Origin of the sequence: Candidatus Seribacter sulfatis (genome assembly GCF_964187635.1) — a bacterium.
Lineage (GTDB): Bacteria > Verrucomicrobiota > Verrucomicrobiia > Opitutales > Seribacteraceae > Seribacter > Seribacter sulfatis.
Genome location: NZ_CAXLMO010000117.1, coordinates 1 through 16,979, shown reverse-complemented (window position 1 = coordinate 16,979; position 16,979 = coordinate 1). Strand labels below are relative to the sequence as shown.

The 16,979-nt window shown below is 41.5% G+C and carries 15 protein-coding genes; 3 read left to right on the top strand and 12 right to left on the bottom strand.

Annotated features, from left to right (window positions below; genetic code table 11):
* Window positions 1-142: 142 nt before the first annotated feature.
* Both ACKPQ5_RS10635 and ACKPQ5_RS10630 read left to right on the top strand, forming a co-directional pair.
* Window positions 143-1,486: an outer membrane protein assembly factor BamB family protein gene (locus tag ACKPQ5_RS10635; protein WP_407679090.1), complete on the top strand. Its 1,344-nt coding sequence runs from the start codon at window positions 143-145 to the stop codon at window positions 1,484-1,486.
* Window positions 1,487-1,640: 154 nt separating this feature from the next.
* Window positions 1,641-2,573, top strand: a complete 933-nt coding sequence (locus ACKPQ5_RS10630) for a porin family protein (RefSeq protein WP_407679089.1) — start codon at window positions 1,641-1,643, stop codon at window positions 2,571-2,573.
* 16 nt (window positions 2,574-2,589) lie between these two features.
* Here ACKPQ5_RS10630 and ACKPQ5_RS10625 read toward each other — a convergent pair whose 3' ends face one another.
* The 12 genes from ACKPQ5_RS10625 to pseC form a co-directional block, all read right to left on the bottom strand.
* Window positions 2,590-3,342: an RluA family pseudouridine synthase gene (locus ACKPQ5_RS10625; RefSeq protein WP_407679088.1), complete on the bottom strand. Its 753-nt coding sequence runs from the start codon at window positions 3,340-3,342 to the stop codon at window positions 2,590-2,592.
* A gap of 4 nt (window positions 3,343-3,346) precedes the next feature.
* Complete coding sequence (locus ACKPQ5_RS10620; protein ID WP_407679087.1) at window positions 3,347-4,348, bottom strand: hypothetical protein; 1,002 nt, start codon at window positions 4,346-4,348, stop codon at window positions 3,347-3,349.
* 221 nt (window positions 4,349-4,569) lie between these two features.
* On the bottom strand, window positions 4,570-6,078 hold the full coding sequence (locus ACKPQ5_RS10615) for an Nramp family divalent metal transporter (RefSeq protein ID WP_407679086.1): 1,509 nt from the start codon (window positions 6,076-6,078) through the stop codon (window positions 4,570-4,572).
* A 134-nt stretch (window positions 6,079-6,212) separates the two neighbouring features.
* The gene (locus ACKPQ5_RS10610; protein ID WP_407679085.1) at window positions 6,213-7,025 is read right to left on the bottom strand and encodes a TIM barrel protein; all 813 of its coding nucleotides are present in this window, start codon (window positions 7,023-7,025) and stop codon (window positions 6,213-6,215) included.
* A gap of 71 nt (window positions 7,026-7,096) precedes the next feature.
* A complete protein-coding gene (gene radC / locus ACKPQ5_RS10605) occupies window positions 7,097-7,819 on the bottom strand; it encodes a RadC family protein (RefSeq protein ID WP_407679084.1) in 723 nt (240 codons plus the stop codon).
* A gap of 38 nt (window positions 7,820-7,857) precedes the next feature.
* Window positions 7,858-8,871, bottom strand: a complete 1,014-nt coding sequence (locus ACKPQ5_RS10600; protein ID WP_407679083.1) for a peptidylprolyl isomerase — start codon at window positions 8,869-8,871, stop codon at window positions 7,858-7,860.
* On the bottom strand, window positions 8,855-12,232 hold the full coding sequence (gene mfd, locus ACKPQ5_RS10595; protein WP_407679082.1) for a transcription-repair coupling factor: 3,378 nt from the start codon (window positions 12,230-12,232) through the stop codon (window positions 8,855-8,857). The genes ACKPQ5_RS10600 and mfd overlap by 17 nt, the downstream gene beginning before the upstream one ends.
* A 1-nt stretch (window position 12,233) precedes the next feature.
* Window positions 12,234-12,938 (bottom strand): ribonuclease III, encoded by a 705-nt coding sequence (gene rnc, locus ACKPQ5_RS10590; protein WP_407679081.1) that lies wholly within the window; start codon window positions 12,936-12,938, stop codon window positions 12,234-12,236.
* Window positions 12,939-12,999: 61 nt separating this feature from the next.
* On the bottom strand, window positions 13,000-13,776 hold the full coding sequence (locus ACKPQ5_RS10585; RefSeq protein ID WP_407679080.1) for a ParA family protein: 777 nt from the start codon (window positions 13,774-13,776) through the stop codon (window positions 13,000-13,002).
* Between the two features lie 48 nt (window positions 13,777-13,824).
* Window positions 13,825-14,844 carry an ATP-grasp domain-containing protein gene (locus ACKPQ5_RS10580; protein WP_407679079.1) on the bottom strand — a complete coding sequence of 340 codons (1,020 nt, stop codon included), beginning with the start codon at window positions 14,842-14,844 and terminating at the stop codon, window positions 13,825-13,827.
* Window positions 14,799-15,401, bottom strand: coding sequence for a GNAT family N-acetyltransferase (locus ACKPQ5_RS10575; RefSeq protein WP_407679078.1), 603 nt, complete (start codon window positions 15,399-15,401; stop codon window positions 14,799-14,801). The genes ACKPQ5_RS10580 and ACKPQ5_RS10575 overlap by 46 nt, the downstream gene beginning before the upstream one ends.
* Before the next feature lie 29 nt (window positions 15,402-15,430).
* Window positions 15,431-16,603: a UDP-4-amino-4,6-dideoxy-N-acetyl-beta-L-altrosamine transaminase gene (pseC, locus tag ACKPQ5_RS10570; protein WP_407679077.1), complete on the bottom strand. Its 1,173-nt coding sequence runs from the start codon at window positions 16,601-16,603 to the stop codon at window positions 15,431-15,433.
* A gap of 95 nt (window positions 16,604-16,698) precedes the next feature.
* On the opposite strand from pseC, the gene ACKPQ5_RS10565 reads away from it, so the two are divergent.
* The coding region (locus ACKPQ5_RS10565; RefSeq protein WP_407679076.1) for a cytidylyltransferase domain-containing protein at window positions 16,699-16,979 on the top strand (281 nt) is incomplete at its 3' end.

Here is a 16,979-nt window from a genome sequence, read left to right as displayed (position 1 = left end):
TTTCCTATCCGGTTCAGTGGTTCCAGGTGAGCAAAAAAAAATACTGAAAACGACTAGGTTATTTTAGACAATGAATTAATTTTTTGAGATTTATAAGTTTTTTTTCTCGAAGTCCTTTAGTCAGGTTCTTTAGGTTAAAAAGATGAAACTTTATTTATTATACTTTGTTAACCTAAGCCTAGTTGCCCTTGTTTCGTTTGGGCAAAATTGGAACAATTGGAGAGGACCCAATTTCAACGGGTCTTCCGACACCACAGAATCTCTGCCGGAGAAATTTGACAACAATACAAATGTCAAATGGAAATACAAGTTGCCGGGACCTTCAGGAGGCACGCCCATCATTAATGAGCAATTTGTTTTTATTTCATCTATCAAGATACTTGATAAAACCTCAGGAAGTGGAGAGCTATTGGCATTTTGCTTCAATCGTGAGTCTGGTGAATTAATGTGGAGGAATAATGCTGGGTCAGGCTATAGACCAGGGGAAGGAGATGGTTTTGATTATCAGCTTGATTCTCGTTCCAATTATGCAAGTCCCTCCCCAGTTACTGATGGCGAAAGGGTAATCTTTTTTTTCGGAAATGGAGACTTGGTTTCTTATTTAATGGACGGGACTGAGGAATGGAGAAGAAATATACAAAAGGATTATGGCGATTTTTGTTTTCAATGGACTTTTTCTTCCACACCAACTTTGTTTGGCAATAAACTTTACCTTCCGGTTTTGCAACGTGATGAACAAGCACATGGTCGCGGTAATGCATCGGCAAAATCCTTTATTCTTTGCATGAATCCAAAAAATGGAAAAACAATTTGGAAGCAAAAGCGCCCATCCGTTGCCCAAAAGGAATCGCTCGAGTCTTTTGGAACTATTATTCCCCACAATAATCAGTTACTTACTGCTGGAGGGGATGTACTTACCGGACACGACCCCAAGAGCGGCAAAGAAATTTGGCGTTGGGGAACATGGAATCCGAAGCACAAGGAGCAATGGTGGCGGTTGGTTCCTTCTCCAGTTGTCGGTAAGGGAGTAATATTAGTTTGTGCTCCCAAGAAAGCACCCATTTTTGCGATTAAGACTGGATTAAAGGGAATTCATGAGGGGAGCGATGGCTTATCGTGGGAGACCAAGGCAGAACCTACCCTCACCTCAGATGTCCCTACGCCGCTCTTTTATGATGGAAAATTTTATATTTTGAGCGATTTAAAAAAGGTATTGTCGAGGGTGAACCCTCAAAACGGAAAAATTGAATGGAGTAAAGAACTCCCGGGGAAGTATAAATGGCGTTCTTCTCCCACTGCAGGAGATGGAAAAGTCTACATTATGAATCATAACGGAGAAGTAGTCGTAATTTCTTCCCAATCCGGTGAAATTTTGCATTTGGCAAAGATGGGGGGTACTTATGATGATAACACCCGTTCGTCGGTTTCAATTGGTTCAAAAGAACTATTCATAAGAACGAATGAAATTTTGTATTGCATCCAATAAAGAATTTATTCACATTAATAACTTTATTTCCCATCCACCACACCCGCGCCGGGCGGTTCCCGCCAATCTACCGCCCGGCGCTTTTTTTTCTTTGGATTTAGTTCTTCACTTTTTTCAATAAAAAAACAATCATGTTGTTTATTATTTGATTTTCATGATTAGACTATTTTTACATTTTAAAATCTTCTCGTTTCTCTTACTCCCCTTATTTTTTCTTTCGGGACAAAACCAAGGTCAAAGTATTGCCGAGCGACTTGCCGAATTGAAAGCTCGTTCAAATGTACACGAAAATCAGGTGTCCCAATTACTTGCTGAAAGACCGCTAGGAAGGACCGATTTCACTATACCCAATAATGAAGCTGTTCCGGTTCTCCCACCTCCACCTCCTCCGTCAATCGTTCCTGCAGTACCCGAAGCCCGTCGAGTTGAGCAACAAGATGAGGTTATTCCTGTTCCAATAGAACCTGCTACTCTTGCTGAGGCAAACGATCAGAATAATTCCACAGAGAGTAAGGAAGATTTAGATGAAGCCTATGCGAAACTTTATGAACCAGACATACCCAGTCGATTGGAAGGTTATTATTTTGGGCCAATTCTTGGCCTTGTATTTCCTCAGGATGGTGCAATTAGAACTCTCATCCCCTCGACATCACCCGCCACTTACACAAAAGAAATTTACGATTCAGATTCCGGTTATTTTATCGGCTTGCAAGCCGGTAAAGATTTTGGCCGTGTACGCGTAGAAGCCGAGTATTCCTATCATAGCTTTGACGCGGCTACAGCTTCATCTTCACTATCGGCAAGTATTCACAACTTCTTCAGTCGTCTTATCCTGGAAAAAGAAATAGGCGACCGATTCGATATTCGTGCTGGTCTGGGAATGGGAATAGGGATTGTAACACTGGAAGATACTGCCGATTATAGCGGAACCGGTTTTGCCTATGACTTTTTATTAGGAGGCGCGTATCGACTAGCCGAGAACTGGAGTCTTCAAGTTGATTATCATTATTATCTTACCGCAGCTCATGACCATTATGATCATATTAAGAGTCATTTATGGACTATAAGTGCAAGCTTGGATATTTAGATTATTTCAAAATTTTCTAGATAAGCAGTTTCCCCATTGAGCGGGGCAGGGGGGCATCAGCAAAGAAGTTGATTGATTTACCTTCTACATTTAATTTAAATTCAATTTCTCCTGCATGTAAGCAAAGTCGGTCAATTTTGGTTGCCCGAGAAATTTTTCGATTAAAAGAAAAATCTCCATAACTTTTATCTCCTATGATCGAGTGTCCGCGTAATGCACACTGAACACGAAGCTGGTGAGTTCTTCCAGTTAATGGTTGCAGGCGGACCATGGCCAATCCATATAACCCCCCTTTTTTTCTTTCAATTGATGCCTTTGTTAGTGCCACAGAACCAGTTCCCTTCCACACCCTGATTTTACCATCTTCCCGTTTTTCTTTTAAATGGTCTTTCCAAATACCCTCTTTAATAGCACCTTTAGGGCGGATTAAAGCGAAATAAGTCTTATGTACTTCTTTAGTACGGAATAAATCCTTGATAATGTGAGCGGTACTAAGCTTCGAGGTTGCAATAATTACACCTGAAGTGGGTGAATCTAAGCGATGAACAAGATATAACTTTTGTTGTTCTCCATCCTTATTATCCCAAGTATAGCATTCTTCATCATGATTATATTCAGCATTAAGTAGGGTCCTTGCCGGTTTCCCTTTCTTTCTTTCTTTATTGGGGTGCGATAGAACACCTGTGGCTTTATCCAAAGCCCAAATGCCGGTACTTTCGTAATGGATAACACTGCAATGATGGTCCAATGGAATTGTGGGGTGATTCATAATTTTATTGATATTTAAAGTTTATGGTAATTTGATCTGATTGCCCAAAATCCTGGATCATTTTCTCCGACCATTCACCGAATGGAACTCTTGAAGCAATTGCTTGTCGACACAGTTCCGCGGCCAAGGAATAGCCCTCATTATCAATCCTTACCAAATTTGATATTGTACCAGTTGCTTCAAGTTTAAAACGTAATGTGATTCTGCCGGGTAAGCGATCGCGTTGGAGGTAATGAAAGGACCCCTTTGCCAATTGATTCCACTGCTCTTCTATTGATTGAAGCATTTCTTGGATATAAACGCCATAAGGATGTAATCGACATTCGATTGCGATCTGGCCCGTTCTCGGTGCACTTGTAGTACTTTTCATCAATGGTCCATGAATTAAGTCCGGTGAAAGTTTGGGTCTAGTTTTAGGCCTTACTTGCTGCGAATTTCTCTTCGCTCTGTTTGGTTGCGAAGAGTTATTTGTAATGGAAGCTAAAATTGATTCTTCAATATCCTTCCCCGGTTTAAGTCTTTTCTTACTGTATGAACCAGTTTCGTTGTCTGTTTTTTCTATTTCTGCTTTTGAAGAAATTAATTTTGTGGGCAATTCTATTTTATTATTGGGACTAGATGATAGTGGGGGAGGAGGTGAAGATGAAAGTTCTTTCCTTTGTTTTTTCTTACCCTGTATTATTTTTGGACTGTTTACATTACTATCAATCTTGGGTGTTTTTTTTAATGGAGTGAATTCTTTAATTTTAGGTTGTGCTGCTTGTTGATCGCGAAAGGAAAACTGCTTTACCTCATCGGGAGGATTTTCTGGTACATTTGGATTTGATTCCACAAATTTTGGTCTTAGCTGGTTTTCGGGGGGTGGAATATTTTGCCATTCTATCTGAATCTCTTTTTCTGAATAACGATTTAGATTTTTAAAGTTTGAATGAACTGAAATGGTAGTTTCTTGCAGTATTATCAATGTGATTAAGACGGTAATTAAACCGACTAATGCCGAAGACATTCCCCCTGACTGGGGAATTGGGGATAAGTTGCTTTTTGAAGTTTTTTTCAATTGGATATTAAACTTTTTATTTCGAAGGTAATGTATGCATCGATAATACGAAAGTTCCTAATTCGTACATCAGCAGTTTAGATCATCGTTATGGGAATGCGAATCATTATTCCTCCCCAAGGTGTAAGAATTCTTGAGGTAAATAATACCTCTCCACTATGACAAATACTTTATGAGAGTAATTTTGCGTATACTTGATACAAGCCGATTACAACAAATCCAAAAAATGAAACCCACAAACATAAATCCCAAATTTTTGAGGGTCTTAATCTTGGGTCGCTTTTTTGGTAACGAAAATAGAGAACTGCGAAGCCTATAAGAGGCAGTAAAATGGCCTGCATTGTCCCCGAAATTAAAACTAAAATTACTGGCTTAGGAAAAAATGCATAGCAGGAAACACAAATAATTGGTAAGACGATTCCAAAAATCTTTAATGCCCATTTTTTTTGAGTGGAGCAGAGGCTGGCCAAACCTGATACCTTGATGAAATCGAGGCACAAACGGCATTGAGCAGCGATCGCGATAAAAAAAGTGGAAAAAAGTACTGCGATTGCTCCCGCGAGAAATATTATTCGTGCAGAAGAACCAAAGACTGGTTCGTACATAGTAGATAAAGTTTGTATCATTTCTGAACCCTCAGGGACTAGCCCAGTTCGGCCTAGTATTGCTGCACCTAATAAATAAAATGCAATCGTGCAAAATGTATACACTACCATTGCCCCCCAGGAGTCCCAGTGCATCACATTAATCCATCCTTTTGCCCGCTTGACCCACTCGTCCCCATCTTCTTTAGGGCCCACATATTTACCGTATCCCTTTTCGATACACCAGTAAGGATATGCTAACAACTCTGCGGCACCGACTCCAATTATTCCAAACGTGGAGATGGCAGTAATGAGAGGATTATTTCCGTCTTTAATTTCGGGGAAATTAAAAGAAAGCCCCCGCATGAGTTCTTCAGGCTTCACTGCCCACACTTCATAACTTTGCAGTGCCCATAAATTTATGATTGTTACCACAGTAAAACTGGCAACAAGCATTATTGAAAATTTTTCGATCAGGGAAAACTTACCATTCAATAAGAGAAAAATAGTAAATACAGTAATGAGTAACGCCCAATAAATATCATCCTTTGCTTTTGGTGGATTTCCTATTTGTTGTAACTTTTGTTCTAGTTGAAGCACCTTTTCTTGGTTCCCTTCCTCCTTGGCAATTTTAAGTGAAATACTGGCGGATATAAAGTGATTCCTCTCCGCACCCTCTTCCGTGATCGGTAAACTTATCGCGAGTGCTTGTCCCACTCCTCCCACAATTCCTCCCTGTTGTGCCAATACTGCCAGAAACATAACAAACCAAAAAAGCAAAAACCAGTTTGCTTCAAAATTTCTCTTTCCTAAACGACATCGAAATCGTGGTCCGGGAATTTCATTCACTGCCGCAAGAGAGGTTTTACCATTTGTAATGGCATGTCTGCCAAGTTCAATTTGAGCGAAGACTTTTACAACGCATCCCAAGATGATGAGCCAAAGGAAATCAAATTGTGCTTCCGCTCCTGTTCGAGTGGTCGCAATTAACTCTCCTGAACCCACAATTGAGCCGGCAAGGATCATACCGGGGCCAATATTTCGTAAAATCCCTTTTAAGGTCTTGGGTGGTTTTCGTGTTTTATCTGTACTCATTTTTGGATGCTTTATGAAATTACCTTGTCAAGTAACCTCGTAAGGTGAATCGCGAAGCTTAGATAGTCCTCTTCACTTAAATCAGGAATATACATTCTTGCCCGCGATTTTAATAAAATTGGCACGGGCCACTACTAGGAAAAAAACTTTCGATAAGAATCGATTGTAGTTCTTGCCGCAGTTAGAGGATCCGGCCAAGCAAAGGCTTCTGCAGATACACAGCCATCATAGCCAATTTCTTGCAGAGTTTTAGCAATTGGAGCTATATTGGTATGACCATTTCCTACCGGTTTTCGATTACTATCGGCAAAGTGTACGTGACCCAGATGTCTGGCCCCTTTTTGTAATGAATCTGAGATATTATCCTCCTCGATATTCATATGAAAAAGGTCGGCGAGAAGAGAGACTCCGTTTGTTGAGAGTTGGTCAATCAATTCACATGCATCTAGATACAAATTAAAGAGGTTTGTTTCGTAGCGATTTAAGGGTTCGTAAATTAAACTAACGCCCTGGGTGTTTGCATGGTCGCCAAGTTCTTCCAACGCGTCCGTTAAGTAGTTTAAGGCATCCTGTTTTGAAATATTTTCTCCATATGATCCTTGCATCGAGCCGATAATCGCCGGAGCATTGAACTGGGCCCCGAAATCGATCATTTCTCTTACAAAAGAGATCGCTTTAGCCCTGATGTTTTGATCTGGATGGGTGAGGGTTAGACCGTTCAGAACCTTACCGGCTCCCGTGCCTACTGCACCAAGGGCGAGACCCGTTTCATTAAGGAGGTTCCGAAGTTCATTCTTCTCCCCCGCTTGTGGACCATCCGTAAATAATTCAATCGCATCAAACCCTAACCTTACGGACTCCTTAACGCTTTTTTCCAAACTGTCCCATAATATCCAAGGACCCCCCTTAAGTGAGGGAACAAGTGAAATTGTAATACAAGATTTCATTCGAGACATACTTGACCTTAATTACAGGTAAATAAAGAAAAATGTAACGATCGATTAATTCAATTCCAGAATTAGCCTAAAAGTCCGGAGTCTGAAAAACTATAATACCCTTTCGCAGATGGGCAATTTTCAGGTTCTCCTAAAATCACATGATCATGCATTTCCAAATCCACTGCTTTGGAAGCTTCAAATATTTTTTTGGTTACCCTTAAATCTGCTGCACTGGGAGTTGGGTCGCCACTGGGGTGATTATGAGCCAAAATAATTGCAGTGGCACCACACCGAATTGCAGGTCGAAATACTTCTCTCGGATGCACGAGACTGCCGGTTGCGGTTCCTGAGGTCACAGGTTCCGCACGAATCAATTTATTTTTGCGATCTAAACATAGAACCCATACCTTCTCAACGCTTTCGGCGCGAACTTCAGGATATAAATATTCCCAGACTTTTCCTGGTTCATCCATCCGCATGTCTGGAGTTCTTTCGGAGCGCATCATACGTTTGGCAATTTCCACCTGGGTGCTGAGTTGGAGTGCTTTGACTCTCCCAATCCCTTTTATTCTTTGAAAGTCAGTCGAGTCCCAACGGAGTAAACCGGTGAGTGAACCAGCACTGCTAATTAATTCATCGGCAATCGCAAGTACATCGTGTTTTGTTGTACCGGAACGGATAAGCATCGCGAGAAGTTCACGATCGGTTAGTGGGGATGGACCTAGTCGTTCAAGACGTTCTTGGGGTCGATCCTCCAACGGAAGGTCCTTAAGCGAGGGAAGAGAATTAAGTTTTCCGCTCACCCTTCAACAATAAGAATGAAACTAAAGAGTATGATTCCTTATTTTGGTAGAGTAACCCGAACATAGGCGTCCCGTTTCAATCTACTAAGCCATTGGCGGTGACTTTTTGCTTCAATCTCAGAGGCAAGTGTCTTTTCAATCAATGGACGAACCTCATCGAGGGGTTTCCTGCCTGATTTGGTAACTTTGATTGCTTGGAGTATATATACTGCGATCTTACCTGAACTTCCAACAGTTCCATCTGGTTTTCTTTCCAAAATATTGACGATAAACGGCTTTGAAATTTCTCCTTCTTTTAAAGAAAACGCTTCTTTTTTGATTTCCTTACTTCTTATTTCTCTTTCCGATACCATTACTCCCCAATCGCCCGATTTCTCTCGGAACGGACTCTGTCCATTTTTGGAGGCAGCGTCTTTAAAACTGAGCCCACCTTTTATTTCTTTTATGACCTGATGAGCTTGCTGGAGTAATACAGTCTCGGGTTCTCCAGCGATTTGTGAGAATGCAATTTCTCCCAGTTGAACCATTGCTTCTGTCTTATATTTGTCGGCATTCTTTTCGTAATACAGCTCAACTTTCTCAGGACTAATCTCTTCCTTTAACCTTCGTCGAGTGGAAAGCATATGACTGTAAATAATTTCCTCTTCAATTTCCTTACGATATTCTAATTGCGAGAGCCCCTTGCTCCGAAGAGTGTCTCTAAACAACTTTCGATCGCCATTAAAATCTCGAATCAGTCGTTTATTGTATTCCTGTTCAATGTAAGAGGTTGGGATTTGCATTCCTTTTTCACCAAATGCCGCGATTGAAAGTAGTCGGTCAACCTTTCCATCCACAAACTGATTTGCCCTCAATTTTTTTTCCTGGTCAGTAAAATTTAGCAAGGTCATCGCATTTTCGATTTCTCCCCAAGTGACAACTCTTTCATTCACTTTCGCGACCACACGGTTCAATTCGATTAATTCCGTTCCATAAGAATGATTGGATATTGCTAACAATCCCGCCAGGAAAAGAAATACCTTGAATGTGTGTTGATTAGTTTTTGTTCCCATAGGATACTAGTTTTAGGAAACGAATGGTTTCATTCAACTTCAAAAGTGGTTCTTTTGAGGAAAGTTTAGGAATTTGTCCCGCTTTTCGGTAATAATGCTTAGTTCCCTCTTTTCCTCTCTTGATTAATCGGCAATAAATTTCGTTTTTTCGGACTTCCAGCATGTCAAAACCAGCTTCTTCTGCCAGGCATCTAATTTTACTTTCCTGGGTTAGGGCAATTACTTCAGGTGGGGGTGTGCCAAAGCGATCTTTTAATTCATCTACAAATTCATCAATTTCTTTTTCGTCCCTCATCTTAGCCAATCTTCTGTACGCTTCAATTCGGAGTCTTGGTTCAAAGGTGTAATGATCAGGAAAGAATGATCCCATTAGAATGAACGAACTTTCTTCTTCCTCCTCTTCAGTTGGTACTCCTGAAGTCAGGAAATCCATTCGAACTGTGGCATTAGGTCGGAGCGAAATTTCCTCACCCTTCAACCGGGACACACTTTCTCTCAGTAGTCGACAATACAATTCAAAGCCAATTCCGGCAACATGTCCGCTCTGTTCGCTCCCCAGTAGGTTTCCGGCACCTCGGAGTTCTAAATCTCGTAACGCAATCCGAAATCCAGCACCAAAGTTGTTAATTTGGCGAATGGCAGATAATCTTTTCCTGGCCTGGTCCGATACGGTAAGGTGCCTATTGAGGAGAAGGTATGCATAAGCTTGTCGATCAAACCTTCCCACCCTTCCTCTCAGTTGGTAGAGTTGAGATAAGCCAAATTTATCTGCCGCTTCAATAATGATGGTATTACAATTCGGAATATCTAAACCGGATTCAATAATTGTGGTACATACAAGCATATCAAACCGGTGGGCGACAAAACTGGTCATTACTTCCTCCAGTTCCCCCTCGCTCATCTGTCCATGGCCAACCCCAATCCGAAGTTTGGGGAATTGTAGTTCCAGTTTCTTCTTAATTGAATGGATAGTCTTAACTCGGTTGTGAAGATAAAAGATTTGCCCCCCGCGTCGCGTTTCAGTTTCAACGGCTTGTTGGAGTACTTCGGCAGAATTATGGACAACCTCAGTTCGGATTGGACGGCGATTTACTGGAGCAGTTTCAATTGAACTAAGTGCACGGGCACCAACCATTGCAAAGTAAAGGGTCCTTGGAATTGGAGTTGCGCTTAATGTGAGGACATCCACATGAGAGCGAAGTTTTTTAATCGATTCTTTGTGCTGTACTCCAAATCTTTGCTCCTCATCGATAACTAAAAGGCCTAGATCTTTAAAAATAACATCGGGGCTGAACATCCGGTGCGTCCCAATTAAGATATCCACCGAGCCTGCACCGGTTGCTTGAATTATTTTTTTTTGTTGCCCGGGTGTGCGGAACCGACTCAGCATTTCGATAGAAATTGGATAATCGGACATTCGTTGCCTAAACAGATTGAGGTGCTGTTGACATAGAATCGTGGTGGGGGCAAGAAACGCGACCTGCTTTCCATCCATTACTGCTTTAAAGGCACCACGAAGTGCCACCTCCGTTTTTCCAAAACCAACATCACCGCAAACCAAACGGTCCATTGGTTGTTCTTTTTCCATGTCTTCCTTTACCTGGTTGATCGCTTTTAGTTGATCTACAGTTTCAGTAAAAGGAAACGCATCTTCAAATTCCTTCTGCCATTTTTCATCGGGCGGGAAGGAATGTCCCTTATTGGTATCTCGACTCGCTTGGAGACGTAATAAATCAGCGGCTAGGTCAAGAGCTGCTATTTCCGCAGCTTGCTTTGTCTTTGCCCATGCTTTTCCACCCAATTTTGCCAATTTTGGCCGTGCTTTTTGCAAGCCGACATAACGGGAGAGAAGGTGAGATTCCTGCAAAGGAACATGAAGGAGTAAACTATCGGAAAATTCCAGTGTGATTGCTTCTTCTTTTCTTTGCCCGTCCTCGATTTGACCGAGTTTTCTAAATTGGCATATTCCATGTTGGTGATGAACCAGATAATCTCCCTCCACCAATTCCGAAAAGTCGAGTGCCTGGTCGACTTCTTTTCTGTGCACAATGGCTTTTTTCGAACGTGCCGGTCTCCTACTTCTTTCCCTTCCCAAGATTTCTCGAGCAGTGGAAAGGACCAATCCCTTCTTTTTATCCTGGATCAGACGATTAAAGAAAAGGTTATTTTCTTTTGCAGATACTGAGAATCCTTCCCTTAGTCCGATCGATAAATATTGGGGCTTTAGTCGAAGAAGGGAACTTTCTTCTTTGATAATTTCAGCAATTCTTTTTTGTTCCGATTCTGCACCTGCAGCGATAATAATTTCATTTCCTTCCTTTTGTTTTTGTAATAGTTCAAAAAGGTAGGCTGTTCTATATTTTTTCTCACTTTCAAATTGAGCACCCTCAATATCAATATTTGGATTTTCCGCTTTGAGATAGTGAACCGAGCGAACAGGTAGTTCGATTACCTTGCTCTTTTCAAAAATTCCTAATCCCGCCTTTATTTCGCTTGTTCCTAGAAAATGGTCGCCTCTTCGTTTGTCTTTATGGAGTGCATTTTCAAAACTTGCCTGTGTGGCGGATCCCTTGTCGGAGGTATGGAAGACTAATGGAAACTTGGAAATTAATTCTTCTGGTTCTCTAAAAACCCAGGACACTGGATCGGATAGGTATTCGAAAAATTCGCCCTCCACTTCCATTTCCTGATTCGACAATGCAGAAGAAATAATTAATTCATCAATTACCTGCGCACCCCGCTGGGTGGTGGGGTCAAAGGTTCGGATTTCTTCAATCTCATTTCCAAAGAAATCAACTCTTGCCGGTTCCGTTCCATTAATTGGATAAATATCGATCAGACCACCCCGAACTGAAAACTGTCCCGGTTCCTCGCACAGAATTTCGGAAGAATAATCAAATTGGGTCGCCAGAGTATTACATAGTGTATCAAATTCATGCTCCTGACCGGCAGAAAGAATAAGTTCTGATTCCTTCTGATGTTTATATTTAGGACAGGCACTTATAAGAGCTTCCGGAGTCGTTGCGATAAGGAGCTGATAATTTCTTTGCTGATTTGAGCGCATCAGCGAGGAAAGAATGGTCAGTCGATCGCAAATTCGCTCAAAAGCATCGGGGTGATTACTCTCCGGTACGCAATCGAAAAGGTGAAACTCAATCTTTTTCTGTGAATCAAAACTTTCAAGGAATGCGGCAACATCTTCCCCCCATTCTTCTGCCTTGGGGATACTTTCCTCGACTAGAATGGCAATTGAATTTCCTTGGTTTGCCAAAAAGTTTGCGGCTAATGCCGGAGTAGCGGCTTCTGGCAGGGAATGGATAAATGTGGACGGTACTTCGCCGGGGATCAGTACTCGTTTCACTTTATACTGATTGAGAATTAGTCTTTAAATGAGAATTCAATTTTAAAAGAGCTTTTTGTGCTGCTTCTTCTTCTGCTTCCTTTTTCGTTTTACCCATTCCTGATCCCCATGTTTTTTTCCCAATAATAAGATCAATTCCAAATACTTTCTTGTGCGGTGGACCGACCTCTTTGGTTACTCGGTATTGAATCTTATCAAGAATCGATTGCTCCTGAACTAGTTCCTGGAGTTGTCCTTTCGGATTATAACTTCTTTGTTCAGCTTCAAGTTGTCCTGGAATATCCCCAAACCAAGACAATACGCATTTCTTTGCATTTTCTATTCCTCCATCCATGAAAATTGCGGCAATTATTGCCTCCAGAGCATCTTCCAAGGTGGAACTTCTTTCATTTCCCTTATTACCTAATTCTGATTTGCTCATGAGTAAGAAATCATGAATCCTGAGTTCTTTGGCAACTTTAGCTAAGTAGCTCCCGCGTATAAATACTGCTCTTTTTCGACTAAGCGAACCCTCGTCCTCTTGGGGAAACCAATTAAAAAGTGCCTCGGTCAGGATTGCACTTAGAATTGAATCCCCCAGGAATTCCATCCGTTGGTTATCTACTTTCGAATGATCTTGTTCATTGTAAGACGGATGGGTAAGAGCCTGGGTGAGTAGCACAGGGTTCCTAAACGAATATGAAATCTTTTTTTGTAATTCCTCCACGATGAATAATTTTTTATTGGATTTGGCCTTTACCATTCAAATTAATGGGGCAATTGATAAACTAGCTGAAAAACCTTTGCCTTACTTCTTTGGCGAGTGCCAAATATGCCTTGGCTCCGACTCCATTTGAATCGTATTGAAATATCGTTTTTCCAAAACTGGGTGCTTCGCTTAATCGAACTGTTCGTGGGATTGCAGTTCGAAATATTTCATCCGGATAATGCTGGTTGACCTCCTGCCAAACTTCATAAGACAAGCGTGTTCGATTGTCGTACATGGTCATGGCAATTCCCCCCAATTCTAAGTTCGGGTTTGCTCCTGATTCTTTGAGTTGTTGGATCACCCCCGTAATTTGGCTCAATCCTTCCAATGCAAGATACTCGGACTGTAAAGTAATAATAAGGTAATCGGCAGCACACAAAGAATTCATTGAGAGCAGACCGAGCGTGGGCGGGCAATCGATCAAGATTGCACTCAATCCATAATTTTTCGAAAGGTTGCTTAAAGCTTCGCGTAGTTTAACCAAGTAATTTTCCTGACTGCTAAGTTCTAGTTCTGCCGCGGCAAGATCTAGTTCCGAAGGGATAAGCCATAAGTTTTTTTCATTCGTAGCAACCACACGGCTCGATAAATCACTCCCGGTGAGCAACGGTTCATAGATTCCAGCACCTGCTTTCTTTTCAATTCCAAGAGAACTGGTCGCATTGGCTTGTGGGTCCATGTCTACTAATAGGGTAGGGATGCCGAATGAAGCCAAAGCTGCCCCTAAGTTAATAGTTGTGGTAGTTTTTCCAACTCCTCCTTTTTGATTTGCGATAGCAAAGGTTGTGGCTGACATGGTTATTTTTCTAAGATCCTTTTTTTTTCTGTCGAGGCGGAAAGTTAATTATTGAATTTTTACTACTTGATTTTTTTTACTCAAACGAAGCCCACTTTTTAGAATTGGTGACTTTGGAATTTGATCGGAGTCACCCAAGAATTCCTGTAATGACCATTTGATCGAATTAAGACCGGCCTTGAGAGACAGTGGACTGGCCCCACCTAGTCGAGGGTTGATCTCTACTAAATGAAGGCATTCTTTATCATCCACGATCACTTGGGCAAGAACATGTCCTCGTAATCCAGTAATCATTGTAAAAACTTGAATTATTTTTTCGGCCCATTCAGGATTAGAAAAAATTTCGGATTCATGGGATTCTCCGTTTATTACCAGCGTTCGCCATCGTAAAATAACTCCATGGCATATCCCATTCTGATCAATCCAGGTTTCCGCACTCAATTCGCGGCCATTAATTTGAGGTTGAAATATGGGCTTCTGTATTCCCCTTACATGAGCCTCAATTTCTTCCATGCTTAAATTTAATCCAATCGAGCGAGATGCAGATCCCATTCTTTCTTTGACCACGAATCGTTCACAGGAAGAGGGGAGTGCATCCAGTGATAAGGAGGTGCTGATGGAAGGGATCGGTGCCTTTTCAAAATATTTGAAAAAAGAAAATTTATCTTCGCAAAGAGAAATTGCAGACTCAGAGGAAATCATAACTCCAATTTGATTATTGAATAAAAATTCTTGATGAACTGCCCAGAAGAGTAATTCCCCGTCCCGGGTTGGAATTACAAATTGAATATTATTTTTCCTGCAAAATTGAAGAAGTGATTCTTGGTCTAAATCCTGGATTGGAGGCATTATTAGAAAGGAATCAATTTGTTTGGCTCCTCTGCAGGATTGATCTGAATCTACTCCAATAATTTCGCAATCTGGGATAACTGTTCTAGCTTGCTCGCAAACCGAATGAAATAAGGCAATCTTTGCAGATAGACTGGAGAAGAGAAGAGTAAATTGATTAATGGATCCCACCATTACTGGGGTGGTGGGAATTGTTTTAGATATTCTGATTTCAAACAAGAGGCAATTACTGCATCTACCCACTGACCATCGACCTTGGTGTCCTCTCGAAGCACTCCGTCTCTGCGAAAACCCGATGATTCAACTGCATTGACATGAAATCCACGGTGGGAGTACGAATAGGTAAATATTTTGTTTAGGTCGAGTGTGTCAAAGGAACACCTCATTAATAAATTTAAAAAAATGCTACAGTCCCGACCATATTGGAATGTGTCTTTCCCTCTTTCGGTATCCAAAAGGAAGGACACTTCAGCATGTTGGTTTGTCCAATCAATGTGAACCAATCCTCCGTATCCAATCAAAATATTTTCAAAAGTGAAACGAAGTAAAATTAATTCGGGTTGTTTTTGTGATAAGCTAGGCTTTACCACTTTTTCAAAATAATTCTTCTGTTCTAGGGCAGTTAAAGGAGCAGATTGTCGGAGTGCAGCTATTTGTTCATTTCTCCACTTCATTATTGTCTCCGCATCCTGCATCCGGATCGAGGTCAATTCATATCCTCGAAATGTACCGCGAAATCCTTTTAAAATAATGTACCCCGGTGAAGAAGGGGGCATTGATGGGCTTATAAACTTTTTAAAATCCATTATCCTTTAAGTAAAAATTGCTCTAATGTCTCCAATACTCGATCCTGTTCCTTTTCTTTTAAATCGGGATACATGGGAATGCTAAGACAACCTTGAAAAAATTTCTCCGCTCCTGGCAACTGAAAACCTTGGTTTTGTTTTTGATAATAGGGATGTTTGTATACGGGTATGTAATGAACCTGAGTCAGAATATTTTTACTCTTCAAATATTTATAAGCTAAATTTCTAAGACTTTCCTCTTTAAAACGGATAATATACAAATGCCAAGCGTGACCCCTTTCAAAAGGAGGGCAATTGATGTGTTCCTGAAATGGACTTTCGCGCAGTCTTTGATCGTACCGTCTTGCCAATTTCCTTCGTTTGGCAAGAAAATCGTCCAATCTGCTGAGTTGCGAGAGTCCTAATGTTGCCTGCAAATCAGTTAATCTGTAATTCCAACCCAACGATTCCTGTTCATAATACCAGGGCATATCATCGGTCTCGGTAAAAGGCCGGTTGATTCCATGACTTCGTAAACGAAGTGCTTTTTGGGCAACATGAAGGTCATTGGTGAGCACTGCTCCACCTTCACCTGCACAAATATGTTTCACTGGGTGAAAGCTCAAAGTCGAAGCAAGGGCATGGATACCACTGCAACTTGAAATTGTTCCCTCTTGCTCATCAGGAGTGGATGCACCCGGTGAGTGGGATGCATCTTCCACGAGGATAAAATTATTTTCTGACGCCAATTTTTGACATTGGGCTAGAGGAGCAACCGCACCAGCAAAAGAAACGGGTGCGATCAAATTGTTTTTTTCCTTCTGCTTTTCCGAAACTCGGGCAAGGCACTCCTGTAATGATTCGATTGATATCAGCCCTGTATCTGGCTCCACATCGCAAAACTGGACCTCTCCGCCCTGATATCGAACTGCGTTCGCCGTTGCGGCAAAAGTGATGGCAGGAACAATTCCCAAACTTTCCGAGTTCATTCCTGCCGCGGCATAGGCTAAGTGAAGAGCCGCGGTTCCACTTGAGCATACGACTGCATGCTTTACTCCGAAATACTCTTCCAGTGCATGCTCAAATTCGGCAATCTTTGGCCCTTGAGTCAGAAAGTCAGAAGACATTGCTTTGCTCAGTAACGAAATATCTTCTTCGTTGATACTTTGCCTAGAATACGGAATTACATCCATTCCACTAAGTAATCAAAAAGGGGCTACTTTTCCAAGCGCAATCGAACCTGCTACTAGAGACTTGCTCCAATCGAAATTGTTGTTAATCAAAAAGAATGAAAACTGTTGGCTCTGTGATTGCTCGACTTGGAAGCAAGCGACTTACTTATAAAAATCTTTTACCCTATCAAGGAGAACCCCTGGTTGTCCGTGCGGTTCGAAAATTACTCGAATCTGACAGTATTGACCAAGTGGTACTGTCTACCGATAGTGAACTGATTGCGAGAACCTGCCTGCTAGAGGGAGTGGAGATTCTTTTTCGCCCGGATCAATTAGCAGGAGATGAGGTCCCATCGATTCCGGTTTTTCAACATATTGTGGAGCATTTTCCCTGTGA

Bases quoted from the DNA above. Each gene is read 5' to 3' on its own strand.
- ACKPQ5_RS10575 (WP_407679078.1), bottom strand. From the start codon at position 15,401: ATGCCCCCTTCTTCACCGGGGTACATTATTTTAAAAGGATTTCGCGGT.
- ACKPQ5_RS10625 (WP_407679088.1), bottom strand. From the start codon at position 3,342: ATGAATCACCCCACAATTCCATTGGACCATCATTGCAGTGTTATCCAT.
- ACKPQ5_RS10620 (WP_407679087.1), bottom strand. From the start codon at position 4,348: ATGTCTTCGGCATTAGTCGGTTTAATTACCGTCTTAATCACATTGATA.
- ACKPQ5_RS10630 (WP_407679089.1), top strand. From the start codon at position 1,641: ATGATTAGACTATTTTTACATTTTAAAATCTTCTCGTTTCTCTTACTC.
- ACKPQ5_RS10610 (WP_407679085.1), bottom strand. From the start codon at position 7,025: ATGAAATCTTGTATTACAATTTCACTTGTTCCCTCACTTAAGGGGGGT.
- ACKPQ5_RS10635 (WP_407679090.1), top strand. From the start codon at position 143: ATGAAACTTTATTTATTATACTTTGTTAACCTAAGCCTAGTTGCCCTT.
- ACKPQ5_RS10600 (WP_407679083.1), bottom strand. From the start codon at position 8,871: ATGGGAACAAAAACTAATCAACACACATTCAAGGTATTTCTTTTCCTG.
- ACKPQ5_RS10615 (WP_407679086.1), bottom strand. From the start codon at position 6,078: ATGAGTACAGATAAAACACGAAAACCACCCAAGACCTTAAAAGGGATT.
- ACKPQ5_RS10585 (WP_407679080.1), bottom strand. From the start codon at position 13,776: ATGTCAGCCACAACCTTTGCTATCGCAAATCAAAAAGGAGGAGTTGGA.
- pseC (WP_407679077.1), bottom strand. From the start codon at position 16,603: ATGGATGTAATTCCGTATTCTAGGCAAAGTATCAACGAAGAAGATATT.